Annotated in this window: 27 protein-coding genes; 18 read left to right on the top strand and 9 right to left on the bottom strand. The window is 50.1% G+C overall.

Annotated elements, in window-relative coordinates:
- Positions 1-95: 95 nt before the first annotated feature.
- From VGK02_06690 to VGK02_06735, 10 genes are all read left to right on the top strand, one after another.
- Positions 96-1,427 (top strand): ISNCY family transposase, encoded by a 1,332-nt coding sequence (locus tag VGK02_06690; protein ID HEY3374732.1) that lies wholly within the window; start codon positions 96-98, stop codon positions 1,425-1,427.
- 178 nt (positions 1,428-1,605) lie between these two features.
- Positions 1,606-2,130: a cytochrome c gene (locus VGK02_06695; protein HEY3374733.1), complete on the top strand. Its 525-nt coding sequence runs from the start codon at positions 1,606-1,608 to the stop codon at positions 2,128-2,130.
- 84 nt (positions 2,131-2,214) lie between these two features.
- Positions 2,215-2,412, top strand: coding sequence for an SHOCT domain-containing protein (locus tag VGK02_06700; GenBank protein ID HEY3374734.1), 198 nt, complete (start codon positions 2,215-2,217; stop codon positions 2,410-2,412).
- 131 nt (positions 2,413-2,543) lie between these two features.
- Positions 2,544-3,593: a 4Fe-4S binding protein gene (locus VGK02_06705; GenBank protein HEY3374735.1), complete on the top strand. Its 1,050-nt coding sequence runs from the start codon at positions 2,544-2,546 to the stop codon at positions 3,591-3,593.
- 73 nt (positions 3,594-3,666) lie between these two features.
- A complete protein-coding gene (locus tag VGK02_06710; protein ID HEY3374736.1) occupies positions 3,667-4,161 on the top strand; it encodes a hypothetical protein in 495 nt (164 codons plus the stop codon).
- Positions 4,162-4,248: 87 nt separating this feature from the next.
- Positions 4,249-5,667, top strand: a complete 1,419-nt coding sequence (locus VGK02_06715; GenBank protein HEY3374737.1) for a helix-turn-helix transcriptional regulator — start codon at positions 4,249-4,251, stop codon at positions 5,665-5,667.
- A gap of 214 nt (positions 5,668-5,881) precedes the next feature.
- The gene (locus VGK02_06720; GenBank protein ID HEY3374738.1) at positions 5,882-6,229 is read left to right on the top strand and encodes a hypothetical protein; all 348 of its coding nucleotides are present in this window, start codon (positions 5,882-5,884) and stop codon (positions 6,227-6,229) included.
- Between the two features lie 271 nt (positions 6,230-6,500).
- Positions 6,501-7,460 carry an ABC transporter ATP-binding protein gene (locus tag VGK02_06725; protein ID HEY3374739.1) on the top strand — a complete coding sequence of 320 codons (960 nt, stop codon included), beginning with the start codon at positions 6,501-6,503 and terminating at the stop codon, positions 7,458-7,460.
- On the top strand, positions 7,460-8,272 hold the full coding sequence (locus VGK02_06730; GenBank protein ID HEY3374740.1) for an ABC transporter permease subunit: 813 nt from the start codon (positions 7,460-7,462) through the stop codon (positions 8,270-8,272). The genes VGK02_06725 and VGK02_06730 overlap by 1 nt, the downstream gene beginning before the upstream one ends.
- Positions 8,273-8,461: 189 nt before the next feature.
- Positions 8,462-11,209: a UPF0182 family protein gene (locus VGK02_06735; GenBank protein HEY3374741.1), complete on the top strand. Its 2,748-nt coding sequence runs from the start codon at positions 8,462-8,464 to the stop codon at positions 11,207-11,209.
- An 81-nt stretch (positions 11,210-11,290) separates the two neighbouring features.
- On the opposite strand, the gene VGK02_06740 is transcribed toward VGK02_06735, so the two are convergent.
- From VGK02_06740 to VGK02_06770, 7 genes are all read right to left on the bottom strand, one after another.
- Complete coding sequence (locus tag VGK02_06740; GenBank protein ID HEY3374742.1) at positions 11,291-11,866, bottom strand: hypothetical protein; 576 nt, start codon at positions 11,864-11,866, stop codon at positions 11,291-11,293.
- Between the two features lie 141 nt (positions 11,867-12,007).
- A complete protein-coding gene (gene pfkA, locus VGK02_06745; protein ID HEY3374743.1) occupies positions 12,008-12,979 on the bottom strand; it encodes a 6-phosphofructokinase in 972 nt (323 codons plus the stop codon).
- A 68-nt stretch (positions 12,980-13,047) separates the two neighbouring features.
- Complete coding sequence (locus VGK02_06750; GenBank protein ID HEY3374744.1) at positions 13,048-13,512, bottom strand: DNA alkylation repair protein; 465 nt, start codon at positions 13,510-13,512, stop codon at positions 13,048-13,050.
- Positions 13,487-14,341 (bottom strand): MBL fold metallo-hydrolase, encoded by an 855-nt coding sequence (locus tag VGK02_06755; protein ID HEY3374745.1) that lies wholly within the window; start codon positions 14,339-14,341, stop codon positions 13,487-13,489. Before VGK02_06755 ends, VGK02_06750 begins: the two co-directional genes overlap by 26 nt.
- 342 nt (positions 14,342-14,683) lie before the next feature.
- On the bottom strand, positions 14,684-15,361 hold the full coding sequence (locus VGK02_06760; protein ID HEY3374746.1) for a dienelactone hydrolase family protein: 678 nt from the start codon (positions 15,359-15,361) through the stop codon (positions 14,684-14,686).
- Positions 15,362-15,397: 36 nt separating this feature from the next.
- Positions 15,398-15,673 (bottom strand): hypothetical protein, encoded by a 276-nt coding sequence (locus VGK02_06765; GenBank protein HEY3374747.1) that lies wholly within the window; start codon positions 15,671-15,673, stop codon positions 15,398-15,400.
- 70 nt (positions 15,674-15,743) lie between these two features.
- The gene (locus VGK02_06770) at positions 15,744-15,995 is read right to left on the bottom strand and encodes an MFS transporter (protein HEY3374748.1); all 252 of its coding nucleotides are present in this window, start codon (positions 15,993-15,995) and stop codon (positions 15,744-15,746) included.
- Between the two features lie 195 nt (positions 15,996-16,190).
- Between VGK02_06770 and VGK02_06775 the strand changes: the two genes are divergently transcribed.
- Both VGK02_06775 and VGK02_06780 read left to right on the top strand, forming a co-directional pair.
- Complete coding sequence (locus VGK02_06775) at positions 16,191-17,234, top strand: hypothetical protein (protein ID HEY3374749.1); 1,044 nt, start codon at positions 16,191-16,193, stop codon at positions 17,232-17,234.
- Between the two features lie 250 nt (positions 17,235-17,484).
- Positions 17,485-17,715, top strand: coding sequence for a hypothetical protein (locus VGK02_06780; protein HEY3374750.1), 231 nt, complete (start codon positions 17,485-17,487; stop codon positions 17,713-17,715).
- Here the strand turns inward: VGK02_06780 and dinD are convergent.
- Positions 17,712-18,530 carry a DNA damage-inducible protein D gene (gene dinD, locus VGK02_06785; GenBank protein HEY3374751.1) on the bottom strand — a complete coding sequence of 273 codons (819 nt, stop codon included), beginning with the start codon at positions 18,528-18,530 and terminating at the stop codon, positions 17,712-17,714. The two genes, VGK02_06780 and dinD, sit on opposite strands and share 4 nt — an antisense overlap.
- Before the next feature lie 133 nt (positions 18,531-18,663).
- Here dinD and VGK02_06790 point away from each other — a divergent pair, with 133 nt between their 5' ends.
- Together VGK02_06790 and VGK02_06795 are read left to right on the top strand one after the other, a co-directional pair.
- Positions 18,664-19,143 carry a hypothetical protein gene (locus VGK02_06790; protein ID HEY3374752.1) on the top strand — a complete coding sequence of 160 codons (480 nt, stop codon included), beginning with the start codon at positions 18,664-18,666 and terminating at the stop codon, positions 19,141-19,143.
- 84 nt (positions 19,144-19,227) lie between these two features.
- Positions 19,228-20,064: an IS1 family transposase gene (locus VGK02_06795; GenBank protein HEY3374753.1), complete on the top strand. Its 837-nt coding sequence runs from the start codon at positions 19,228-19,230 to the stop codon at positions 20,062-20,064.
- A gap of 229 nt (positions 20,065-20,293) precedes the next feature.
- Here VGK02_06795 and VGK02_06800 read toward each other — a convergent pair whose 3' ends face one another.
- Positions 20,294-20,659 carry a hypothetical protein gene (locus tag VGK02_06800; GenBank protein HEY3374754.1) on the bottom strand — a complete coding sequence of 122 codons (366 nt, stop codon included), beginning with the start codon at positions 20,657-20,659 and terminating at the stop codon, positions 20,294-20,296.
- Positions 20,660-21,396: 737 nt separating this feature from the next.
- Between VGK02_06800 and VGK02_06805 the strand changes: the two genes are divergently transcribed.
- The 4 genes from VGK02_06805 to VGK02_06820 all read left to right on the top strand — a co-directional run bounded on the left by VGK02_06805 (position 21,397) and on the right by VGK02_06820 (position 24,275).
- Complete coding sequence (locus VGK02_06805) at positions 21,397-22,572, top strand: branched-chain amino acid ABC transporter substrate-binding protein (GenBank protein ID HEY3374755.1); 1,176 nt, start codon at positions 21,397-21,399, stop codon at positions 22,570-22,572.
- Positions 22,573-22,669: 97 nt separating this feature from the next.
- Positions 22,670-23,212, top strand: a complete 543-nt coding sequence (locus VGK02_06810) for a hypothetical protein (protein ID HEY3374756.1) — start codon at positions 22,670-22,672, stop codon at positions 23,210-23,212.
- Complete coding sequence (locus VGK02_06815) at positions 23,146-23,874, top strand: hypothetical protein (protein ID HEY3374757.1); 729 nt, start codon at positions 23,146-23,148, stop codon at positions 23,872-23,874. The genes VGK02_06810 and VGK02_06815 overlap by 67 nt, the downstream gene beginning before the upstream one ends.
- Positions 23,784-24,275: a hypothetical protein gene (locus VGK02_06820; protein ID HEY3374758.1), complete on the top strand. Its 492-nt coding sequence runs from the start codon at positions 23,784-23,786 to the stop codon at positions 24,273-24,275. Before VGK02_06815 ends, VGK02_06820 begins: the two co-directional genes overlap by 91 nt.
- The last annotated feature ends 1 nt before the right edge of the window (position 24,276 follow it).

Below are 24,276 nucleotides of genomic sequence, written 5' to 3' on the forward strand. Positions count from 1 at the left end.
CTATACTTTGAGAGAAGAAAGATAGCAACCGAGAAAGGAATTCCTATGACACCTATTGTGACCGAAGTGAGAACTCCCGACAAGGGGGTGAGCGCATGTTAAGGATAGAGGCTACTGTGCAGATGAATCTGTGTGAGGCGCTGCTTCCCAAGCAGGTATTTGAACTTAACGAGGAGCTTGCAAATGTTGATGCACTGCTTGATGATGAGGCCATCACGGCCGCATTTGCACAGGGGTTTGCTCAAGCCAAAGGCCGCCCCACGGTCCCCGCGCAAATGTATCTTCGCCTGATGTATTTGAAGTTTCGCTATTCCCTCGGCTATGAGGCTCTGGTAAAAGAGGTCTCTGATTCCCTGATGTGGAGAACGTTCTGCCGCATCGGCCTCGATGGGGCGGTGCCTGAGGCCACCACGCTTATCAAGCTCACGCACAAATACGGGGATACAACTATTGAGGCGCTCAACGAAGCCCTCGTTAATCGGGCAGTTAAAGACAAGGTTGTCAGAGGTCGCAAGCTGCGCGTTGACACCACCGCGGTGGAGTCCGATATCGACTACCCCACCGATGCGGGGCTTCTCGCCAAGGGGGTAGCGGCAATAACAAGAGAAGTTAAGAAGCTTGACGCACAGGACGTTGCAGGGGGCCAGTTTCATAACAGAACCCGCTCGGTTAAATACCGCCTCCTTGAGATCGCCAAGTATGCAAGAAAACGCAGTGGCGATGCGCTCTCCGAGGTACGAGCAATTACCAGAAAGATAATGAAAACGGCTGAGAGTGTAGTGACCGAGGTAGAAGAGATCCTTGAGCGCATTACGACCGACAGCCAGCAGCACAGGAAGCTTGACAGCGTCCTTGCTGTAACAAAGAAGGTTATTGAGCAGACCAGAAAAGTAGAAGAGGCACAGCCTGTCAAAGATCGCATAGTCTCCCTGGTGGATGAAGACGCCCGCCCTATCCCCCGGGGCAAAAGAGCTATCGAGTTTGGCTACAAGGCACTCTTAACCGAAACCGAGGAGCGCATCATCATCGATTATGAGTGCCTAATCGGCAATCCAAACGATGAGACCCTGCTTGAAGATACGCTTATCAGATCGAAGGAAAAACTTGGCCGAGCCCCACGCTCAGTGGCAACGGACCGTGGCTTTGCAAGCAGCGCCAATGACAGTATGTGTGCCGAGCTCGGGATCAAGAGGATAAGCATGCCCAGAAAAGGAAGGCTCAGTAAGAAACGCAAAAGTTATCAGAAGCAAAGCTGGTTTAAACGGTTGCAAAGGTTTAGAGCTGGAGGTGAGGCTACCATCAGTCTGCTGAAGCGCAAATATGGCCTTAAACGGACACGCTTGAGGGGTCACACGGGGGCTAAGATATGGGTCGGGTGGAGCATCCTGACACATAATTTAAGACGGCTGTCGGTTCTGACGGGTTGATCGGATAAATATCCACCAAACACGGCCGCCGCTTGGGCTAAAACCAGTGCCAAGCGGCAGATAGAAAGATTCTTTTCAATGGTGTTTTTCAGGGGTAACTAACTAGCCATTACTATGTTTATGTACTGGCTCGTTTGGGAATATTGCATATATTCTGATAAACGAAATGAGGGTGGATATGAAAGGTCTGCTTGCTACAGCGCTGGCGTTGATTGTTGTCGGTTTGATCGGTCTTGTCGCCACCAACCTCTATATCTTCCAGCCCGGTTCCCGTACTACAACGGCGACATACAGAGCTCCCGGTGGGAGGGGACAAATACCGATGATGCCCCGGGGTCGTGGTTTTCGTAACCGTAATTTCTCAAGTAACGGCCAACAGATTTTCCTAAGCGGAACAAGCAGCCGTGATAACATAACCGCTACCGGCGGCCCGGTATGGTTCCGGATGCACGATGGTGGATGTGTTACCTGCCATGGAACAGACGGCCGCGGTGGAACGACCATCATGATGGGCACGCTTACCGCGCCCGACATCAGATATACGACACTAACCAAGGCAGGGTTTACCGATGCTCTCTTAAAGCGTGCGATCACAAAGGGCCTGGATGAAAAGGGCGGCGCACTTGACTCGAATATGCCGCGTTGGCGGATGTCTGATGCCGATCTCAATGATTTAATTGCGTATTTAAAAACGCTCAAATAAGGAGGAATTTGTATGCCGTGCCCATTCTGAGGCGGTGCCTACGGCTACGGTAGTGGCCTTGGCTTTATTATCAGCTTCATATTCATGTTGCTACTGCTTGCTGGAATCGTACTTTTGATATGGTGGCTCGTGCGCCGGCCCGGCGCAGCTCAGCCCGGCGCGCCCGGTCAGGGCCGTCAGGACACAAGCAGCGCACTCGCAATACTTGATGAGCGTTACGCCCGCGGGGAAATCAGCAAAGAAGAGTATGAAGGGCGCAGGAAAATACTGCTCGGCCAGTAGCACAAACCGGGGACGGACTTCAATATATCTTGGCAAAACGCTGCGGTGTACTTTGGCAATCCACTACGGCCTGTGTTACAATCTGGAAGGTCACAAGGCTGTAGACTTAATGGATTAACAAGGTATGTTGCGTGAAACTATCGATTGATGGAATTTCCAAGAAGAATCCTTCTCTTGCAAAGCTATTAACACCGAGAATACTTCGAAAAGCCGTTCAGCTCATTGTTGTGGCTATTCTTATGCTTGCCGCCTGGCAGTTTTACGATTTCGTTGAGTACATCCGCTCGGGCGGCATAGGCCCAATTCCGAACAGGCCCCCGGCAGCTGAAGGTTTGCTTCCCATAGCCGCGATTCTTGCATTTAAGGCGTTTCTCGCAATACGTGTAATCGACCCAATCCACCCCGCCGGTCTTATGATTTTCATCGCTACAATCGCTATAGCGTGGCTTTTCAGGCGGTCGCTCTGTTCGTGGATATGCCCGATCGGCACCCTTTCGGAGTATTTAGCCGCATTCGGGAGAAAAACCATGGGGCGAAACCTTACCATGCCCGAGTGGCTCGATATAGCTCTTTTAGCAATCAAATACGCCATACTGCTGTTTATCCTGCGCACCTTTATTTTGATGCCAACCGCCGAGGCGATTTCGTTTATGCAGCTACCGTTTTATGCCGTCTCGGATATTAAAATGTTTGATCTTTATCTTAACCTTAGCGTTACGGGGTTCGCGATCATTACGGCGCTCGTCGTGGGCTCGATCTTCATAAAGTCGTTTTGGTGCCGCTACCTGTGCCCGTACGGCGCGTTGCTGGGGATATTAGGTCTACTAAGCCCGGTCGTGCTGACTAAAAACAATGAAACCTGCATCGATTGCGGGAAGTGTAATAAAGCATGCCCCAACAATGTTAATGTGCAAGGCAAGCGGGGCATCGTAGCAACTGCGGAGTGCATCGGCTGCACATCGTGCGTCAGCGTGTGCCCGACCAAAGGCACGCTCACTTTTAAACTCTTAGGTATCGTTCCGATTACACCGATTGTGTTTGGGATTTCGGTAGTCGTGGTATTTTTCGGAATCATCGCCGCAGCACAACTAAGCGGGCACTGGGATACAAATCTGACTGTGGATGCCTACCGCACGCTCGACCACATGATGTCGAATGCTGCAACAAATTTAGCTCCTTAATAAAAGAGGAAAACCCGTTGAAAACGGGAAAATATATAACAAGGTATGGTGCCCGTCTTTAAAGGAGGCTACCATGAAAAACGAGGTAAATCAGGGTGCGCTTGCAGCAGGTGTAATTTTAATAATCGCCGGTATTTTCGCTTTACTTATTAACTTCGGGCTTTTAAGCGGGGTTTCATTTTTAATCGCGCTCGGTGTAGCGTTCTTGGTTGCATTTGCGATTTGGCGTAACCTCGGGTTTCTTATCCCCGGCATGATCCTGTTGTGGTTGGGTATCGGCCTTACGATTACCGAACAATCAAGGCTTAATATTGCAAACGACGGCTCCATTATCGTAGCCGCCCTCGGCCTCGCGTTTATCTCGATCTATCTGCTCATGCCCCGTCGGCGCCATTGGTGGCCGCTTATACCGGGCGGCATCCTGCTGGTTATCGGTATCACCATCTTTCTCTTTGCGCAAAATATAATACCGTTTACCTTTATCCAGGTGATTAACGTTCTCTGGCCCGCCGCCATTATCATCCTTGGTATTTGGCTGGTTCTACGACAACTGTATTTCCGCCGCTAGATATAAACGAGGCTCAACAACAGCCGCGATTTGGAGTATTATATTGGAAGTATCATTACATCGGTATATAAGTGAGCATTCCCTCTTATGACGTTAGGCGATATCTTTAACCAATACCCGTCAGGGATCATAACTATCTTAACCGCATTTGCTTTTCTGTGGCTTGCTCTTTACGTATTCCGCGTAAACCCCGATGACGGTGTATCCAGGCTTGCTTCCGCCGCCATGGTAACTGTCTTTCTTTATCTCTTAAGCAACTTCATGGTCAGCACCGCGACAACCAAAGAACAAGTTATTGCATACCAGCGGATACTATGGTGGCTGCCGCTTGCTCCTGTTTTCTGGTTGCATATTTCTCAGAAAGCCACGGAGCCTCTCGCGTTTCGGGGCACTCTGCGGCATGCAATCGGTGCAGCGCTCAACGGTCTCAGGTCACCCGCGGCGCTCGGCGCACTCTACGGGTGCGCGGCGCTTTTTATCATCGCAGGCATATTTACCGACAGTCTGTTTAAATTCAGCGCCCTGCAGGGCGCCATGTTACCCCTTCGCGGCAGAGGTGTTCCAACCGGCCCCGGCTACGTTTTGCTGGTTCTCTTTATCTTTCTCAATACCTCGATAGCATGGGTCAACTTCCTGGCACAGTGGTGGCTTGAAAGCAAAACAGCCATCGGTAGCGCCACGTTTTTCTGGCGCGGCGTCAACGAGCTGGCGTTTAGCGGGATCCCGTTTTACCGTTCGCGATTCAGATCGGAGTTCTGGTGGTTAAGCCTTGGGGGAATCTTGTTCTGGATTGCGTCTGTGGGGCTCGTGATTGCAAGCACCACGGGCACCCACGGCAGCATTGTGACCGGAAATCGCGTGCTCGCTGTCGGCATAATCATTGTTGCAATAGCGATTCTAAAACATAACGCACTGCTCAAGCGAGAGGCTCTCGAACGAGACGTGATCTACGCCTCACTCGGCGCATTGGGGATTGCAGGCATCTATGCAATAGCTGTCTTTACGGGCCAGAACACGATTCTTGGAGTGCCCATGCGAACGCTGGTTCTCATTACCGCGTTGGCTCTTACTACACACATGCTGGCCGATAATATTAAGCTGTGGTTTAGCAACGTAATCGGTACGCGAATCGGCCTCTTTTCGCGCGGGGATGTTGACGCGATGACCCAGCTCTACAGCCAGGTATCCCGGGTCAAACGCCGCCAGGCGCCGGTCGTCGAGCTCTTTGATGATGACAATGAAACAGCGCTGCAGCTGCTCGATATGCTAACGCCGCGGCAGCGCGAGATTATAACGCTTCGCGCAAAAGGGTTGTCGGACAAGCAAATCGCCGACACGCTCGAGATTAAGCTGCCGACGGTTCGTAAACACGTCGAAGATATCAAGTCGCGTATCGGCTCGCGTGACAAAGCCGATTGCGCCATTTATTGCGTGGTAACCGGCTTGCTGAGCAAAGAAGACCTCATCGATTGGTTTGATTCGCTTAACGTAAACGACCTTAATTAGTCTAGTTATTTCTGCGTATCTCCCCCATGTTTACCAGCACCTTCTCTCCACATCAGCACTTCTGATACCAGACAGGCGCAGTTCGGCGCCCTACACTAAAGCCAAGCAGCAACAACTCCGGCACACGTATGCGTATTTTTGTACCCCATATGCCTGGATGCCGGTTTTAATAAAGCGTATCAGCAACAGCAAGACGGTGGGAGGAGAGTTTAACATGGCGGTTGTTCACAAAAGGCTTGATACCGAAATTGATACAACTGGCTCGGCACAGTACCAATCGGTGCAAATATGCATCGATCCTACATCGAGAAACCTGGATAAGACGATACAAGATGTTGTTCATATCAGCGCTGTGATATCTGAGCGTTTTCCTGCGGCACGGCTTCTCTCTATCACTGTGAACGACTACTTCGCGACGGTGCGGGCAAACCTACCGCATAAATCGGGCGCTGATGAGATGACCATCCGCCTCTATGAGATTAACAAGATATGGAAGATCAGAGGAAGCGCTTTTTCGGATCAGAAGCGCTCGGGCAACAAGAAAAGAAAAGCCTACAGCTAAGCGCCTTCTTCCCTATAACCGTTATAATATCTTGCTGAAATATTGTAACAATAATTGCTTTGTCATACCCCTTATGGTATATTATAAGAGCATTCTGGCTGTATGTATGCAGAAACCTCCATATGGAGGTTTCTGCATTTTACGATAAATAATTACAACACCGAATCCCCGCCCACTGCCATCCCTTGCTATCTCTGGCGGTGACGAAAAATTCGTCCGGCCACAGCATATCGTTCTCCCAACGGATTACTCTGTATCCTCAAAGCAACCTATGCCCTATAATGAAACCATGAACGCACCGGCAATTGAAGCAACGCATATCAAACATGATTTTGCGCATGTAACAGCCCTTGATGACGTAACCATCTCGATCCGGCATGGCGCGGTGTTCGGTCTTCTCGGCCCAAATGGCGCCGGTAAGACCACAATGGTTCGCGTGCTGAACGGCATTATCACGCCAACCAGCGCCGGTTCGATTACCATCCTCGGCCTCGACCTTACAACAAATATCCAGGATATCCGGCAGCGCGTTGGGGTGCAAACCGACACCAACCTGTACGAGCGGCTTACCGCGCTCGATAATCTTCGTCTTTTCGGTGAGCTTTATGGTATGTCGAACGAGAAAGCGATCGAACGGTCCAAAATACTGCTAGAACAATTTGAGCTTACGGATCGCACAAAAGCCAAAATCGAGACGTTCAGTAAAGGTATGCGGCAGAAGGTTTCAATCGCCCGCGCGTTAGTCAGCGACCCCGAACTCGTCTACCTCGACGAGCCGACGGCGGGTCTCGACCCTGAAGCTTCGTTCGAGTTGCTGCAGTATATCAAATCCGTCAGCAGCGATAGTTCAAAAACGTTTTTCATTGCGTCACACCGTCTCGAAGAGATGGAAGCGACCTGCGATATCGTTGCCGTCCTTAATAAGGGAAATATCCAGGCGGTCGGAGCCCCGCACGAGCTTGCGCGCAAGGTTTTTACCGATATCTGGGTAAACGTGCGGCTTTCGGGCGACGGCGCACAACTTGATGCGGCTTTTCTTAAAGACAATATGCCGTTTGTCCTCGAAAGCGAGCGTGCAAACGGCGAAATCAGATTCAAGGTTGCAAGCAAAGAGAGCATTCCGGAGCTTATTCGCCGGCTAGCCAAACTCGATGTTGATATTTATGGTATTTTCGAGGACGAACCAACGCTGCAGGACGCATACCTCGCTCTGGTAAAGGAGACGAAGTAATGAACGTTAAGCGGTCGCTAGCCATCATGAAGAAAGACCTGAAAGAGGCGTTCAGCAACAACCAGATAATGCTCCCGATGCTGCTTGTCCCATTAATCTTTGTCGGGATAATGCCAACGGTGATGATTTTAACCATGCGTTATGGCGCCAACAACCAGACGCAGCAATTCGTGCAGGCCGTTAAACATCTTCCGGCAGGCGCTATACCTTCCACAATCCATGGCCTTAACGAACAAATGGTATATTTCATGACAGTGTATCTTTTTGCAGCATTCTTCCTGCTTATACCGGTTATGGTGTCGATGATGATCTCGGCGAATAGTTTTGCCGGAGAGAAAGAGCGCAAAACGCTTGAAGGTATCCTCTATACGCCCGTTACCGACCGCGAGCTTATCATGGGAAAGATAATGGCCTCGTTCGTCCCGGCGATGATCGTCTCGTGGATCTGCTTCGCACTCTATACGGTGGTCGTTAATGCGCTCGGGTTTCCAATCTTAAAAACCATCTTTTTCCCGACGCTTAACTGGTGGTTACTCATGGCGTGGGTAGTGCCGACAACATCGCTCCTCATCATTGGGATAACGGTTATGATCTCCGCCCGCGTAAAGGGCTACCAGGAAGCCAACTCGATCGCCGGCGCGGTCGTTCTGCCCTTTGTCGGCTTTGTGGTGGCGCAAGCATCCGGTGTAATGTATTTCAGCCTCGGCATTGTGTTCCTCGTCGGTCTCTTGTTTGCAATCATTGACGCCGTTATGCTCTGGATGCTCGTCGGCGCATTCCACCGGGATAGGCTGGTGGCTTTTATTAAATAGGCTGCAACAAAATATAATGCTTGCAAGTTGCCCTGCTGGAAATGGATACTCCACCCTGCAAATAAGTCCCTATTGCGTTTTTGTGCGCCTGCGCTACATAATAGTAAGAGCATCATCACACACGTACCGCACCACAAATAGGATCATATATATTCCAGTCGCTTAAATAAACGCCGCACGGAGGTTATTTTGAAACGTTCCAATATCATCGCACTCAGCTTAGCAGCACTGCTTTTTACAGTGTTCGTCGCATCATTTGCCGTAATTCAGCTGTTCACTGATTGGCTCTGGTTTAAGCAAATCGGCTACGTCTCGGTCTTTTCGAAGATACTCTCGGTTAATGTGCTGATAGCGCTCGTTGCCGGGCTGGCATTCTTCGTTTTCTTTTTCGCCAACGCGCTTATCGCCCGGCGCATCTCGCCGCCGCCAACCACGTGGCAACAGGCGCCTACCATAAACCCCATAAGCGGCAATGTGACCCTTATAAAAACGCCGGTTGGCATGCGCTACTTTGGACTGATCCTGTTTGCAGTATCGGCGATTTTCGCCCTTTTTGCAGGCATAAATGCGGCCGGTTCTTGGGACGCCGTGCTTAAATACTTGAACCAGGTGCCTTTCGGGGTAAAAGATCCGCTATTCGGCCTCGACGTCTCGTTTCATATGTTTTCGATTCCGTTTTACCGGCTCTTGATCTCAATCGGATACCAGATGGTGATCTTCTCGACCATAATGGTTGCAGCAATATATGCGTTTAGCACGGGAATGGCTTATCGCCCGGGGCTCGATAAACTAACGCCACACATAAAGGCACATCTATCGGTTCTCATCGGGCTGTTCTTCGCGCTGCTTGCGGTATCGTTCAAGTTCGGCACGTACGACCTCTTGCTCTCGCCCGCCGGCGTTATTTTCGGCGCAGGCTATACCGATATTCACGCGCGGATTCCCGCCTATACCATTCTGATGATCACCTCGCTGGTCACGGCAGCCCTCTTCCTGGTCAACATATATTTCAAAGGATGGAAGCTTCCTATCGCCGGCATGACCGTGATTGTAGCAGTCGGCGTGCTGGTTGGCGGCGTGTACCCTGCGTTTGTCCAGCAGTACTTGGTGTCGCCGAACGAAATCCAGAAAGAGACACCATATATCAAACAGTCAATCAAGTTTACGAATTTGGCATATAACCTCAATGCGATTACCGAGAAGCCGTTTTCAGCGGAAGATACACTAGATAAGGCTGCCATGAACAGTGATAAGCAGACTATCGATAACATAAGGCTCTGGGATTGGCAGCCGCTTCTAAAGACGTTTAACCAGATCCAGAGCATACGCCTCTACTACGATTTCACCGATGTCGATGTCGACCGGTATGAGATCGACGGGAGGCTTCGGCAGGTCGGTATTGCGGCGCGTGAGCTTAATACTGCAAGCTTGCCGGACAACGCACGCACCTGGGTAAACGAGCACCTGGTCTATACGCACGGCTACGGTGTTGTGGCAAACAAGGTAAATGAATTAACCGACGACGGTTTACCGAAGCTCATCACGCAAGATATCCCGCCAAAGACCAGCATAGCCGACCTTAAGGTTACGCGCCCCGAGATATACTTCGGCGAAACGCAGAATACGTCAAGCGATTTTATCATTACAAATACAAAGACCAAAGAATTTGATTACCCCATGGGAAGCGGCAATAAATACACGACATACTCAGGTCAAGACGGTGTTGGCTTAAGCAGTATGGCGAACCGGTTAGCGTTCGCATGGCGCTTCGGCACGCTTAAACTGTTGCTCTCCGATTCGCTGACCGATAAGAGCCGGATTATGTTCTACCGCAACATAGAAGACCGCGTAAAGCGAATCGCACCGTTCCTGACGTATGAAGATGATCCATATATCGTCGTCGATAAAGGCAGGCTCTATTGGATGGTCGATGCCTATACAACGGCTTCGCGGTACCCGTATGCTCATCCATACGATGGTGATCGGAATTACATCCGCAACTCTGTTAAGGTGGTTGTCGACGCGTACAACGGTACGGTCAATTACTACGTGTTCGATCCGAGCGACCCCATAGTTAAAACATATCGCAAGATATTTCCAGAATTGTTCAAGGACGCGTCGCAGCTGCCTTCGGGCTTAAGAGCGCACATTCGTTACCCGGTCAAACTCTTTACAATCCAGAGCAAGACATTCGCGCAATTTCATATGGCCGACCCGCAGGTTTTCTACAACAAGGAAGATCTCTGGACGATCTCGCAAGAAGCGGTCGACGGCACCAAGACACAGATTGAACCGTACTATATGGAAATGCGGCTGCCCAGCGAGAAGAATACTGAGTTTATGCTGCTTAACACCTTTACGCCGTCGAATAAGGACAATATGATTGCGTGGTTTACCGCCAAGTGCAACCCGGACGAGTACGGCAAAATGCTCGTGTATACGTTCCCCAAACAAAAGCTGGTGTACGGGCCGATGCAAATCGAGGCGCGAATCAACCAGACGCCCGATATTTCCCAGCAGCTGTCGCTGTGGAACCAGCAGGGTTCGCGGGTTATCCGCGGCAATATCTTCGTGATACCGGTCAAGAATTCTATAATTTATGTCGAGCCGCTCTACCTACAATCGGAACAAACGGAATTACCACAGCTCAAGCGAGTTATAGTGGCGTACGGCCCGAAGATCGCAATGGAGCCCGACCTGGCGACCGCGCTTGATGTCATCTTTGGTAAAAACGCCCAGCCGGCACAAGCAACAGGCGGCGGCACTACCGGTACACCGAGCGCACCCGCTTCAATCCGGGCTTTGATAGATCAGGCGGATCAGCTGTTTAACGACGCGCAGGCAAAACAACGCTCTGGTGATTGGGCAAGTTACGGCGAAGATATGAAGAAACTCGAAGCGGCACTCAGCGAACTGAAAGGTAAATCCGGGAAGTAACCGTAGCGTGTGCCGGTGTAGATATTTAGATGCACTGCAATGGTGCCGGAAATATAATAGGAGGCGGGCTTCACGCCCGCCTTAGGTGCCGATCAGGATTATCTGTGCGTTCTCGTAATTGAGTAAACGTTCGTCCACAATATCGATCCAGTCCTCATCAAAAAGAATCTCAAGCGCCTCCGGGTATTCCGGTTCCTGCTCAGCGCCTGCATAATACGGATTAATGGTTTCCGGATGTTTGACTTTTACGATATAGGAAGCTTCAGGCATGATATTGAATGCTCGCTGCATTTCGTCGGGCTGTTCCGGGGGCTCGAGTACATATGCCAGCTCGGAACGATCGTCATGCACTGTAAGTCGATACCGTGCGGTACCGGCTGAATTTTTGGCGGGAATATCCGCCTGATTCCCGGTTATATAGTCAACGAACGCCCAGTTACGCTCAATCGACATTGCTGAATCGTCCGCAATCGCAGGTAAACATTTCTGCCCTACGACCAATTCCCGTACCAGCTTCTCTTTTTCAGGCTCGACCGCATCGGGCACCATCACCAGGTAAAACCGATCGATATCTTCAAAGCTATTTGCTGCTTTGGAATCATCTTTTACCGTATAGGAGAAATAGAGCGCACCGGTCTCGATTACCTTAGTCACCATGGGAGCACCTCCAGTTATTACCTGTTGATTGCCCAAAATACGCCCGCAGTAAACATAAGCAAGCGCTGGTATAACCTATTATCGGAGATTCTTAGGAAACCTTCGACAATAGGTTATCCGTTTGTGTTTAGTAAAGCTTAATTATCGCGCCAGGATATTGCTGAGCTGCCACAACTCAAGATCGAGGGTTTTCGTGTTTGCGACTACTTCTTCGAACGGCGTATATGCGATACGGCCTTCGATCATTCCAACAAGTTTACTGCTGTCGCCTTCAAGCAGTAGTCTTACCGCCTCGACCCCGAAGCGGGTTGCAAGAATCCGGTCATACGCGGTCGGAATCCCGCCGCGCTGCACATGGCCGAGGATAGTAACGCGCAGTTCGTACCCAACCTCTTCGCCGTGCTCTCTGAAGTATTTGGTAATATGATCGGCGTTGTTTTGCGCGCCATCGGTAACAAGAACGATTGCGTGCCTCTTGCCGCGTTCGTATGCCGCACGCAGCTCGTCCGCAATCGTTGCGGGCTCTACTTCAAACTCGGGAGTAACAACGATTTCGGCGCCGCCTGCAAGGCCGGCCATTAATGCAAGGTAACCGTAATGACGGCCCATGACTTCAATGAGGAACGCCCGCGTATGGGATTCGGCTGTGGTCTTCAGCCGGTCTATCGATTCGAGGATGATGTTGAGCGCGGTATCCACGCCGATGGTTGTGTCCGAGCCGTAAAGATCGTTGTCGATAGTCGACGCCACGCCGGCCACGGGAAATCCTTTCGTTGAAAGCGCGTACGCTCCCTGCTGCGAACCGTTGCCCCCGATTACGATAAGGGCATCGATGCCGCGTGCCTGCAGATTCCCAATCGCCCGGTGCTGGGCGTCGTCGGTTCGAAATTCCCGGCTGCGGGCGGTGCCAAGAACCGTACCGCCGAGTTGCAAAATACCGCTCACTTCGCGGGCGGAGAGCGGTATAATATCGTCTTCGATCAAACCGGCATAACCGTTGCGAACGCCGAAAACCTCCAAACCCTTATCAATGCCGTACCGTGTGATCGCGCGAACAGCTGCGTTCATACCCGGGGCATCGCCACCACTGGTAACAACAGCAATGCGTTTCATAACAGCCTCCTATACTTCAACCTCTACTACAATAGCTTCTACTAGCTCGCTTAATTTGAACAATATTTCTATAATGGCTTCAGTGTCGATAGTTTCAAAGCGTTAACTTCCATGAGATGATAGCAGCTAACAGCGTTTGTTGTTTCAATATCGCGGGCACTCCGCTGCACGGCCTTTTGATAGGCGAACGGCGTATCTTCAAACAGATTCATGCACACCTGGTCGCACACATCCCATGAATCGAAATCGCGAACCCAACATTCCATTTGCTCTTCTGTTACCCGCTTTGGCTCATCGACCATACTTGCCAGGATACGCGCTCCATGAATCTTACTCGCCCACAGCTCGGCTGCAAGCTCGTGGTTCTTGCCCGCACGTTTAGCCATCGCCCGGATAGTGGGAATCGACACACCGAGCGTGTTTTCGGGGTTAATTCCATAGTGGGCCATACCTTCAACCGCTTTCGGATTGGACAAACTTTTCAGTTCGTTGAGTAAAACAAGCGCCCTAGAGCGTATGCCAATAGCCGGCATGATTCTTTACGAAGAATCCGAGCAGCTTCTGCTGCATTAAACTCGCCAAAAACCCTTTTACTGTGGTAACAGCCAGCCAGTACTGCGCCGGGTTTTCGAATAGACCAAGCTCCGCCGAGACGGCAGCGATAATCTCTTCGGTCGTGCAGGCTTCCTGCAGCGCGGCAAGGACGATCGTGGAAATCGCCTCGATGCGCTCGGTGTGGTATTGTATATGGCTGCGGCTCTCCGCTTTGGTTATCGGCCGGCCGTGCGCCGGCACAAGCACCTCAAAGTCGAGCGAGTCTATAAGTTCGAGCGAGCTTTTTACAAGCCCGACATCGATAGCGTACGGTAGCGGATGGCGTTCCCACAGCTCTTTTAGATAAAGCGCGTCGCCCGTAAAAAGAACGCCGTCTTCAGTTAAAAAACCTGAGTGACCTAACGAATGCCCGGGAAGCGGTATGACCTGAATACCCGAATCATGCCACTGGTCGAGATAGGCATCGACCCGGCATCCTTCTCCGCGAAAGAGTTTCGTCACCATTTCATCGGACGGCTTAGCCCATGAGAACATACCCCGAATATTAATTTCGGGGTTTTCGATGAGCGATACTTCCTCGCGCGACGCGACGATCCGCGCGCCCCGCCGGCGCAATACTGCGGCACTGGAGAAGTGATCGGCATGGCCGTGTGTTATGAGAACTTCGCGAATATCGAACCCGTCATAGATAGATTCTTCCGGGCCGGTATCAATAAGGCAACCACCTTTAAAGCCTGAATTAGCAAGCCCCGGGAAATAGTAGGTGTTCCCCGCAAGTAGTTTTGCCCCAACTTCTTCTTCTATCATAACAACCCCTTGGTTTTCCAGAAACCGCAGATACGCTTTGCGGTGCCATGCGACACGCCTCTATTCTGCGCTTCTTGACCTGCACTGTCAATTTGCCATACGCGCTAAGAACAATACGCCGGTTTGCGCGCGCAGTCACATCGGATAGTCTTTTATCAACGGCAAGCGGGCAGCCATCTCGTAACAACTTAAGCTGATGCGTAACGCGACGCAGAAGCAGGTAATGGGCTGTTAGATCGACCACGCACAGATCGGATGTAATGCAAAAAGCCCTGTAGGGCGGTATTTGTAACAAAAGCGGTTACTATGGCTCAAGACGGTTTTTAAAATAACGGTAGGAGACTATAAATAGTGTGTGAACCAATCCGTCGCAAGCCTTGATACTTCCTCGAGCGTTCCCGGCTCTTCAAAAAGATGGGTCGCCCCGGGAATGATCCTGAGTTCCTTCTCCGTGGTGGCTGGGAGTTTCTCAAGCGCCTGTTCGTTAAGCTTAATAACCTGGGGATCTTCACCACCGACAATCAAGAGCGTGGGCGCGGTAAGCCGGTTAAGCACGCGCCCGGCAAGATCAGGCCGGCCGCCCCGTGATACCACGGCATAGGTGGTGCGCGGCCGCGCGGCCGCCGCGATAAGTGCAGCTGCCGCCCCGGTACTCGCCCCAAAATATCCGATTTTTAAACCACGGGTGTCATCGCCGGCAATCGCCCAATCGGTTGCGCCGATCAGCCGGTCGGCAAGCAGATCGATATTGAAGCGCAGTTCGGCGGTCATGATATCGATAGCTTCTTCTTGCTCGGTTAATAGATCAAAGAGAAGCGTGCCCAGCCTGGCCTGCTGTAAGACTTCAGCCACAAATCTATTTCGGGGGCTCAGCCTGCTGCTGCCGCTTCCATGGGCAAACAAAATCACGGCTCGGGCACCTTGAGGAAGTATAAGATCTCCTTTAAGCCATGTGCCGTCTATAGGTATTGTAACGTCTCGTCCGGCCGGGTTCGGTGGCCCCGGTGCTCTCATCGCCATACGAGTTTTGTATCCTTTCAATTAAATTTACAAACGTCACTTGAATTGGTAAGACACAAAAATACCGAACGGGTTCTTACGCCGCAGCATAACCGCGGACGCCTCACCGGCTAAATGTAAGGGCACTGATGAGAGGCTGGAATTGGTAAGCTGGGCTGATGTCGTACCGATGCCTATGCCGAACAGGGCAAACCCCGGTACGAGCGAAAGCCCGGCGACTGCCACATTGATTCGAAGCGACCATCGCCAAGAGTAATACGTCGTGAGGTAGCCCCCTGACAGTGGCCCGGATACGGCCGCTGTGCCGGCCACCGACCGCCTCGATAGCGGCCTCGCCTATGAAGAGGATGGCCGCCGTTGTAGCAAGAGGCGATAAACGAACCTACCGCAAAAGAACAATGCCGGTGCGAAAGACTTTTCTGCGCCCGATCATATCGCCAAGGCGACCCATCGTAATAAGAAGGGTCGCAATAATAAGGGCATACCCAGAGATCACCCGCTGCATTGCATCAAGCGTTGTATTTAAATCACGCAGGACATAGGGGACGGCGACATTTAATACCGCGTTATCGGTAATAACGATAGCAAGACCCGCAGCAAGAAAAATCAGCGCAAACCATCGGTACCGATCCATATTAGATTGTGCTGAGTTTTGTCCTGTTCCCATTTTTGATTTATTCCACTACTAGTGAGCTTCTCTAACGTCTCTGTCAAGCAGTATCAGCTGGTGGAATAAACGTATTCATATGCGACCTGCTGATTGTGCCGAGAAATGAGCGGGTATATAGTGCGACGTTACATTCCACGTATATATTTTGGAGGGATATTTGTGGCAACCATTTACAATGACATGACAAATAACGCTGATATCCAGCGCGAACTCAACGAATGGACGCTTCCGCATGTCGAGAAAACTCAGGTAGCGCCCCAAGAACTTGCCAAGATAACCGCCGGTTATGCAATCGAGCAACATCAGTGGACGGATTACCATCACTTTGCCAGTATGACTTCTAACCCGGACATCAAGCGGCTCTTTACCCAGATCGGCGCACAAGAGGAAGAACACCTCGCAATGATGGGCTCGCTCACCGACCCGGACACAACACCACTCGAAGCAAGCTTAGCGCTCGAAATGACAGCCGTCACCGGTTTTACCGAAGCCGCACAGGTCGAGCCGAACCAAACTTGCAAAAGCGTCTATGACTATATTCTATACGACCACCTCACCCAGACAAAGGCGATAGCCGATATCGCTTCACAAGTCGGCACCAACCCGCAAGGCGTAATTAAAAACCATATCGAGGTTCGCAGGGGAAGACCGCTCGATAAGCAGTTTGTACCGACCGACGACCTTATGAAACCGCACCTGAATAAAGATGGTGATGATATCATGAGTTTTGTTAACCTGCATATGCTCCTTGCAGCCGAGGAGAGCTTACATAACGAACTGCAACTGTTCAGAAGGATGCTGCCGTCCTACGTTGCACGGCGTCTTTACTCAATGATAAACGCTATCGAAACCCTTCACGCATCCATGTTGGAATCGCTCGATGACCCTAACGCCACACCGCTTGAGCGGGCGATGATAAATGAGATGGCGGAGATTCGCACACATCAACTCGGCGCGCATATGGCAAAAGATGCGAACGCAAAACGCGCCCATGAATACGCGCTTCGCCAGGACGAGCAACATTTAAGCTGGCTAAGAGACACATATAGTAACGTCGAGCACAAGGATTCAGCCAAGTACGCACCGAATATGCAAAAGCTCTTCGCACCGCCGCAGATGCCGGCCAACGATTATATAAACCAGGTCATGCAAACGCAGGTCAACATAATGCCTCGCGGCATGGGATTCGAGAAGGCCGCGTAAGGTTTTTGCCTATGTAGCGTAAAGGTTAAATGCGGCCGGAGTTTTCCGGCCGCATTTAACCTGTTTTCATGCGGTTGTCCAAGAGAACTGCACTTGACCCTGCTCAACCCTTCATGCATACTTTAGGCTAGAAGTGAATAAAGCGTATTTTTGGGTAGTGGGTCAGTTTGAATCAAGAAATATTTTAACGCCCTGGAAAATGTGGTAATATAGATGTATTATGCATGACCGCTCAAGAAAGAAGCGGCCGGTGGACTTAAACCGTCTCGCCGCCGACATTGTAAACGATGCCACAGAAGAAGAAAAGCGCATTCCTGAGCCCGGTCAGGAGAAAAATGCTGCTGCCGTCGAACTCGGACGCAGAGGTGGCTTAAAGGGCGGCAAAGCGAGAGCTGAAAAGCTCACCCCTGAACAGAGGCAGGAGATAGCTAAGAGGGCTGCTGCTGCTCGGTGGGGGAAAAAACCGCCCACCGATGATTAATCATGCAGTTCTTTGGTCTCTTGTTTTAATTTACGCTCGATTTCCTTTATCGGCGGTTCGATAGGTAGTTTTTCAGGCATGGTGCCACCAATCTTTTGGATTGCCCTGCGAACTTCTTCACCGACCTCGCGATGAGTGCGAATTGCTTGCGGTTCGTTGTTTACCTTATCGCGTACCAATCTATCTTCGGTCTGTGTAATGCGGAACTCGTTCGCAGCTAATTCGGTCCGTCCTATCCGGTCGAGGAGCTGGTCTTTTTTATCGAGCTTCTTAAACGCTTTAAGGTCGGTAAGACTCATACCACCATACAGCCCGCGATATCCGGCATCTTGGAAAACCCCATACATCTTAACTCCGGCGTCCTTCGCTGCTCGTTTTAATTTGTTGTTAGCGTCCTTTACTCGATTACGGAGAAGTAGCCTTCGCTCCTCTTCGGTTAGTTTTTCCTGTATCTCTTGCCTTCTGGTCTGTACTGCGAAATATGTTTGCGCCTTCGCTATCTCGATGTTCTGTGGGTTACCGTTCATAGCGATTAGATAGCAAGCATATCTATTTAGATAATAATCCTGTACCTGTACCTTCGCACCACTTCCTACTGTAACCATTTTGGTGGTCTCACCGAAATGCTCGTTGATGTCTTCCCCCACGCCTTCGCATGCCTTCATTGCTTTCTCAATAACATTCTTAAAATATCGCCACTCTGGATATTTTAAAATCTTCATGAGCTCTCTCGCCATCCAGTACTCGGTTCCTTTTTTTGATATTTGCATAGCTTCCTTTAGTGTTGCGGTAGTGCCGTCAAGCTCTTCGTCCATAGAACTTTTCCTCCTATTCTAGAGCCAGTTGTAGATGAAGTGTTAATATTTCCTTCAAATAGTACCACACTTTTTCGCTTGCTACCATAAATCCCTTATGATACGCTCAAGAAAAAAGTGAAGGGAGTTCAATATGGGCGTCAGGGAAAAACTTGAGGATAGAATTAAGAGAAAAGAACAGGAAATTCAAGACTATCAGATCAAGATTGCCGAGGCAAACGCTTACTTACAGGGCTTACAAGAAGCCTTAAAGCTGCTACCTAAGGACTATATGAATGGGAATGGTTCAGAAGAAATAGTATTGAGAAAAGGTAGTGCTGTTCAGAAAACCCAAGAATTTCTTAAAGAGCAGGGAAAACCCATGCATATCATGGATATTCTTAGAGGCATTGGTAAAGAACCAAACAGCAATGAGAGAACTTCTCTTAGCGGTTCCTTGGGCCTTTATGTTAGAAAAAATCAGATATTTGCTAGACCTGAACCAAATACATTTGGCCTGATAGAATGGGAGGATGACCCCGATTTTGAAGAACTGGAACAGTCTGAGGATTTCAGCCCAGGAGGCGAAGAAGTACCACAAGATAGCTCACTTTATGATGATTGCCCCTTTTAAGTAGTAGTGTTTTAGAAGAAAACAAGTAAAAAGAAGTAATATAAGGTATTTACTTTGCTTAACCGCTCAAGTATAATGGTCAGTATGAACAAGCTATCCGTTGAGAAACGAGTACAAGTAATTAAATGCCTTGTCGAAGGTACAAGCATTAGGGGCACGGTTCGCATAACCGGCGTCGCTAAGAACACCGTCGCCAAATTACTTGTCGATCTCGGTGAAGGTTGCTCGATCTATCAAGACGCGATTATGCATGATCTCAAATGCAGGCGCCTGCAATTCGACGAGATTTGGAGCTTTGTTTATTCCAAGCAGAAAAACATACCCGAAGAACACCGGGGCGAATTTGGTTACGGCGACGTGTGGACGTGGGTTGCTATGGACGCCGATACGAAGCTCGTTGTTTCTTTCTTAGTCGGGGAGCGCAACAGTAAAGACGCTAAGGCGTTTGTTTCTGATGTGGCTTCACGGTTGCGCTACAAGGTTCAGCTTACTACAGACGGCTACAAGCCATATCTGGAAGCGGTTGAAGATAGTTTCGGTGGCGATATTGACTACGCGGTGCTGCATAAGATTTACGGCGTCGAACCTGAAACACAGAAGCGGTATTCACCGGCTAAATGCCTCGGAACCGATGTGCAGGTCGTGGCAGGCAACCCCGACAAAGCCCACGTCTCGACCTCGTATGTAGAGCGCCAAAACTTGACGATGCGCATGGGTATGAGAAGGTTTACGAGACTTACTAACGCCTTCTCAAAGAAAGCAGAGAATCTAGCACATGCGGTTAGCCTTCACTTCATGTATTACGACTTCGCTAGACCACATAAAAGCCTCTCGAAGCAGTACCCAACCACGCCAGCTATGGCCGCTGGAATCGCAGACCATGTTTGGACGGTTGAAGAACTAGCCAGCCTTATGGAATAGACGCTAGCTAAAAATATAGTACAATGGTTTTATTCCACAAGAAAAGAGGTGAATAATGTGGCTCAAGTTGGTACAAGGGTTAAGGTAGGTTCGTTAGCACCAGAAACTGGTCGATACAAACACACCGCTTGCCCGAACACAATTATCCTTAACAAGGGTAATAAGGTCCCGCCCTGCAGTATGCATAACTGCCCAAATAGTGGCGCCGACTGGATTCTGCAGTCTATCCTCACATAGACACAGAATCAACGAAACCATGGTCATGTAGGTACTGAGAAATTTCGTAATCTGAGTATCCAAATAGTTTGCCTGTAGACCACACGTCTAGCAGGCTAGGTGGTCCAGAAGACTGCCTAGCCCGCATCTCTTCATATAACAGCAAAACAAAATCGTATTTATAAATAAGGATGGTCGCCCAGCCATCTTCAACCTCGGTTATAGCAGAACAACCCTCTTGATTAACTACAGCTAAGACGGCTTCACCTAATTCATCTTTAACCGTTATGGAAGCGGCGAGTTTTGCTCCTGCAAAAACCTGCTGCGAGTACACTAACGCTTGTGCCTCTGCATCTATTCTTTCCCGTTCTGTTATCATTATTATCACCACTTGATATATCGTATTACCCACTTGGCCGCTTTAACCAAACCGATAAACTACCACTAAGTTTACAGTTCATTCCAATTCAAACTGACCCACTACCTATTTTTGTTTTAAAATGTATCCCCCCCAAGGTTAAGGCGAACCTTTTAGTTGTGCCAATTACAGGCAGATCTGCCTTTATGCTTATTGCGAGAAGCGATTTTTCGAGGGAGTAAGGATTGCTGACACATGCTATCGATTTTCCCCGCCCAAACCGAAGAAGATATCGGCCAGGCACGAGAATTGTTTCTGCGCTATGCCCTGCAAAGCGATGAATGCACCTGATTCAGCGATTTTCAACGCGAACTCAGGGAGTTGCCAGGCGAATATTCAAAACCGATAGGCCAATTGCTCCTAGCGCAATGTGATGATGTATTTGTGGGTTGCATAGCGCTTAGAAAAATCGACGAGACTCCTGTGAGATGAAGCGCCTCTATGTCGAACCAGGATACCGCCGTATATAGTAACGGCATTCCCACCAACACCGCACATTTGATGGTATCGCTCGTGTAGCACTTATAAGCGATTGATTTATTTACGCCTGACAGTAAATAAGAGAAGGAATCGCTCTCCCATAAGATGAATATTGAATGTAACAGTTTTGTAACGAAGCCATAATGGGGTAAGGGGGTATTTAATAGGCGGATTATGATAGAGAGCTATCGGTTGTTAGATTCGAGAGGAGGGTCCATTTGAAAAAGTATTTATTAGTTATCTTATTAACAATTGTACTCGCGGTCGCACTCGGTGTTAGCGGATGCGCGAAGAACACACAACAGGCTGCTGATACCAAATCTGCAGGGTCTACAGCGCAAGAATTCATAATCGTCAATCATACCTCACTAACCGGTGGACTAGCTGACTGTGGTTTTGCCGCTAAGACCGGTGTCGACCTTGCTGCAAAAGATCTTGGCAGCACCGTTAAGATCGGCGGCAAGGAATACAAGGTCAAGGTTCTAACCATGGATGATAAGGGTGAGACCGGTGAAGCCGCCGTCGTAGCCCAGAACGCCATCGACAAAGGTGCGGTCGGCGTTATCGGTTGCCTGACCAGCGGTAACACCAATGCTGCGCTTCCGGTTTACAAGAAAGAAGACATCGCGATGATCTCGCCGTCGTCGACTCGCCCCGACCTTACCGATGTCGGCCACACCAACTTCTTCCGCACCTGCCTGAGAGACGATCTCCAGGGCAAAGTCATCGGTGACTGGGCTGCCGCAAATGGCTACAAGAAAGTCACAGTCGTGGATGATAGCGGCGACTATGCCAAAGCGCTCGGCGATGTTGTTGAGAAAACCCTTAAAGACAAAGGTGTCAGCGTAAAACGCGAGCATGCAACCGACGACAAGCAAGACAACTTCTCGGCACAGATCGGCAACATCAAAGCCTTCGGCAGCAAGTGCGTCATCTTTACCGGTTATCACCGCCAAGCAGGTCTGCTACGCAAGCAAATGATCGAAGCCAACCTTAAGAAAGTCGCATTCATGGGCGGCGACGGCGCTAAGTCGGAAGAGCTCTTTAAAGAGGCCGGCGGCAAGAAAAATGTCGAAGGCATGATGGTCACATTCGGCCTCGACAGAAGCCAGATGTCCGGCTATGACAAATTCCAGAAAGAATACAAGGATACTACCGGCAAAGATCCTGGCCCATATGCAGAAAACGCATACGATGCGTTTGGCATGCTTATAGGGGCAATGAAAGATGCCGGCACGACCGACGGCAAAGCAGTCATCGCATCACTGAAGAAGATTAAATACAAAGGTATCATCGGTGAGTTCAGCTTTGCCAAGAAGGGCGACATCCAGATCAAGGGTGGCGTTTCTCAGTTCGTTATCAAAGATGGAAAGTTTGTTCCGGTAGCTAAGTAAGCAAGTTCGGAGCACCGGCTTTGTATAAGTAAGACGCCGCAAAGAGGGGGCGTAAAAACCCCTCTTTGCGGCGAATTTATTACTTGAAAGGGACACATTGAATCCATCAGATTTTTTAGAACTTGCAATTAACGGCATAACATTCGGCATGATATACGCGCTTATTGCACCCGGCTATAGTATCATCTACGGCGTCCTTAAGATTATCAACTTCGCGCATAGCGAAATTTTTGCAATCGGCAGCTTGCTCGGTGCGACATTCTTCACCCTTTTCGGCGTAACCGATTCAACGTCTCTATACCTGATACTTATCTATGTCTTTCTTGCGTTCATATTATCGATGTTATTTACCGCGATAGCGGGCTTTGTGCTTGAGATTATCGCCTATCGGCCGCTGAGGAACGCCCCGCGCCATCGGCGCGTCGATTTTCCTGCAAAACCTGCTGATGCTTATCTACGGCACCGGCCCGGTACCAATTTTGCCGGCCGACAAGCAACTCTCATTCGTTTCCGGTGGTTTTACATTGTTCGGCGCTGGCCGCTGTCGGCGGAATCGGTAGTATCCAGGGTGCCATGCTCGGCGCCCTGCTACTCGGCGTCGCGGAAGTATTCGGCGTCGGTTTACCGTTTAGCATACTAAGCTATATAGCGGCCGTGGGGCTCGCTGTCGGCTTGGTGTATCAGTATTGGATTCTTCCCCGTAAACCGCTTGAAGTTGAGCTTTACGATGAGAGCGAGAAAGCTCTCTCGCAAGAAGAAAAGAAACGGCGGCGCAAACGCATCAGAACAGCCTACTATGGTGGCTGGATAACCGGCCTTAAAGCGTATCTCACCGAGAAGCAGGATGCCGTAGTAAAGCTACATGGCTTACGATCAGCGAAAATCAGCGCTGCGAATACCGTATTGCTCTTGTTTATTATTGTAGGTTTGACCGGCCTGTCCAGTTTCCAGATCCCGACCCAGTGGCAAGACGTAACCGCTTTCGTAATTTTGATGGTGGTTCTCATCTTTAAGCCATCGTGCCTTATGGGCGAGCGAATCCCCGGTGCTCTTCGGCTACACGATCGATACAAACGCGAAGTTTTACTACCTGGCGTTTGCCGTCATCCTTATATGCATCTGGATCATTCGCAACCTGAAGGACTCGAAGCTCGGGCGCGCTTAACGCCCTGCGAGAAGATGAGCTTGCCGCGCAATGCTCGGGCATTAACATGGCGCAGGTTAAGCTGCTTTCATTTATGCTCGGCTCGCTGTTTGCAGGCTTCTCCGGATCGATATTTGCCGGGTTGCAAGCTTTTGTAAACCCGGTGACCTTTGGTTTTATGATCTCGGTTATCGTAGTCAGTATGGTAGTTTTAGGCGGCATGGGCAGCATCCCCGGTGTTATCGTCGGTGCTATCGCGCTCGATAGCTTGCCCGAGATCATCAGGCACACATTTTCCGATTGGTTGCCTGCGGTCTTTGGCGAGGGCTTCTATAGCTCATGGCCGCAGCAGCTGCAAGACTTTTTCCTCAACTTCGATACCTATCGCATGCTGATCTTCGGCGGGCTTTTGGTGGCTGTGATGATATTTAGGCCTGAAGGCATTATCCCTAACAGCTACCGCCGAAAAGAGCTGCACGATATGGATTCGCATACGGTTGAAGAAGCCTCCATGGTGATGTTCGACCTGGAGCAAGGGCGAGAGGAGCTGAACAGCTAGC

Source organism: Candidatus Aquicultor sp., assembly GCA_036504445.1.
Lineage (GTDB): Bacteria > Actinomycetota > Aquicultoria > Aquicultorales > Aquicultoraceae > DASXVE01.

Bases quoted from the DNA above. Each gene is read 5' to 3' on its own strand.
- VGK02_06690 (HEY3374732.1), top strand. From the start codon at position 96: ATGTTAAGGATAGAGGCTACTGTGCAGATGAATCTGTGTGAGGCGCTG.
- VGK02_06695 (HEY3374733.1), top strand. From the start codon at position 1,606: ATGAAAGGTCTGCTTGCTACAGCGCTGGCGTTGATTGTTGTCGGTTTG.
- VGK02_06700 (HEY3374734.1), top strand. From the start codon at position 2,215: ATGTTGCTACTGCTTGCTGGAATCGTACTTTTGATATGGTGGCTCGTG.
- VGK02_06710 (HEY3374736.1), top strand. From the start codon at position 3,667: ATGAAAAACGAGGTAAATCAGGGTGCGCTTGCAGCAGGTGTAATTTTA.
- VGK02_06715 (HEY3374737.1), top strand. From the start codon at position 4,249: ATGACGTTAGGCGATATCTTTAACCAATACCCGTCAGGGATCATAACT.
- VGK02_06720 (HEY3374738.1), top strand. From the start codon at position 5,882: ATGGCGGTTGTTCACAAAAGGCTTGATACCGAAATTGATACAACTGGC.
- VGK02_06725 (HEY3374739.1), top strand. From the start codon at position 6,501: ATGCCCTATAATGAAACCATGAACGCACCGGCAATTGAAGCAACGCAT.
- VGK02_06730 (HEY3374740.1), top strand. From the start codon at position 7,460: ATGAACGTTAAGCGGTCGCTAGCCATCATGAAGAAAGACCTGAAAGAG.
- VGK02_06740 (HEY3374742.1), bottom strand. From the start codon at position 11,866: ATGGTGACTAAGGTAATCGAGACCGGTGCGCTCTATTTCTCCTATACG.
- pfkA (HEY3374743.1), bottom strand. From the start codon at position 12,979: ATGAAACGCATTGCTGTTGTTACCAGTGGTGGCGATGCCCCGGGTATG.
- VGK02_06750 (HEY3374744.1), bottom strand. From the start codon at position 13,512: ATGCCGGCTATTGGCATACGCTCTAGGGCGCTTGTTTTACTCAACGAA.
- VGK02_06755 (HEY3374745.1), bottom strand. From the start codon at position 14,341: ATGATAGAAGAAGAAGTTGGGGCAAAACTACTTGCGGGGAACACCTAC.
- VGK02_06760 (HEY3374746.1), bottom strand. From the start codon at position 15,361: ATGGCGATGAGAGCACCGGGGCCACCGAACCCGGCCGGACGAGACGTT.
- VGK02_06770 (HEY3374748.1), bottom strand. From the start codon at position 15,995: ATGGATCGGTACCGATGGTTTGCGCTGATTTTTCTTGCTGCGGGTCTT.
- dinD (HEY3374751.1), bottom strand. From the start codon at position 18,530: ATGGACGAAGAGCTTGACGGCACTACCGCAACACTAAAGGAAGCTATG.
- VGK02_06790 (HEY3374752.1), top strand. From the start codon at position 18,664: ATGGGCGTCAGGGAAAAACTTGAGGATAGAATTAAGAGAAAAGAACAG.
- VGK02_06795 (HEY3374753.1), top strand. From the start codon at position 19,228: ATGAACAAGCTATCCGTTGAGAAACGAGTACAAGTAATTAAATGCCTT.
- VGK02_06800 (HEY3374754.1), bottom strand. From the start codon at position 20,659: ATGATAACAGAACGGGAAAGAATAGATGCAGAGGCACAAGCGTTAGTG.
- VGK02_06815 (HEY3374757.1), top strand. From the start codon at position 23,146: ATGCTCGGCGCCCTGCTACTCGGCGTCGCGGAAGTATTCGGCGTCGGT.
- VGK02_06820 (HEY3374758.1), top strand. From the start codon at position 23,784: ATGGCGCAGGTTAAGCTGCTTTCATTTATGCTCGGCTCGCTGTTTGCA.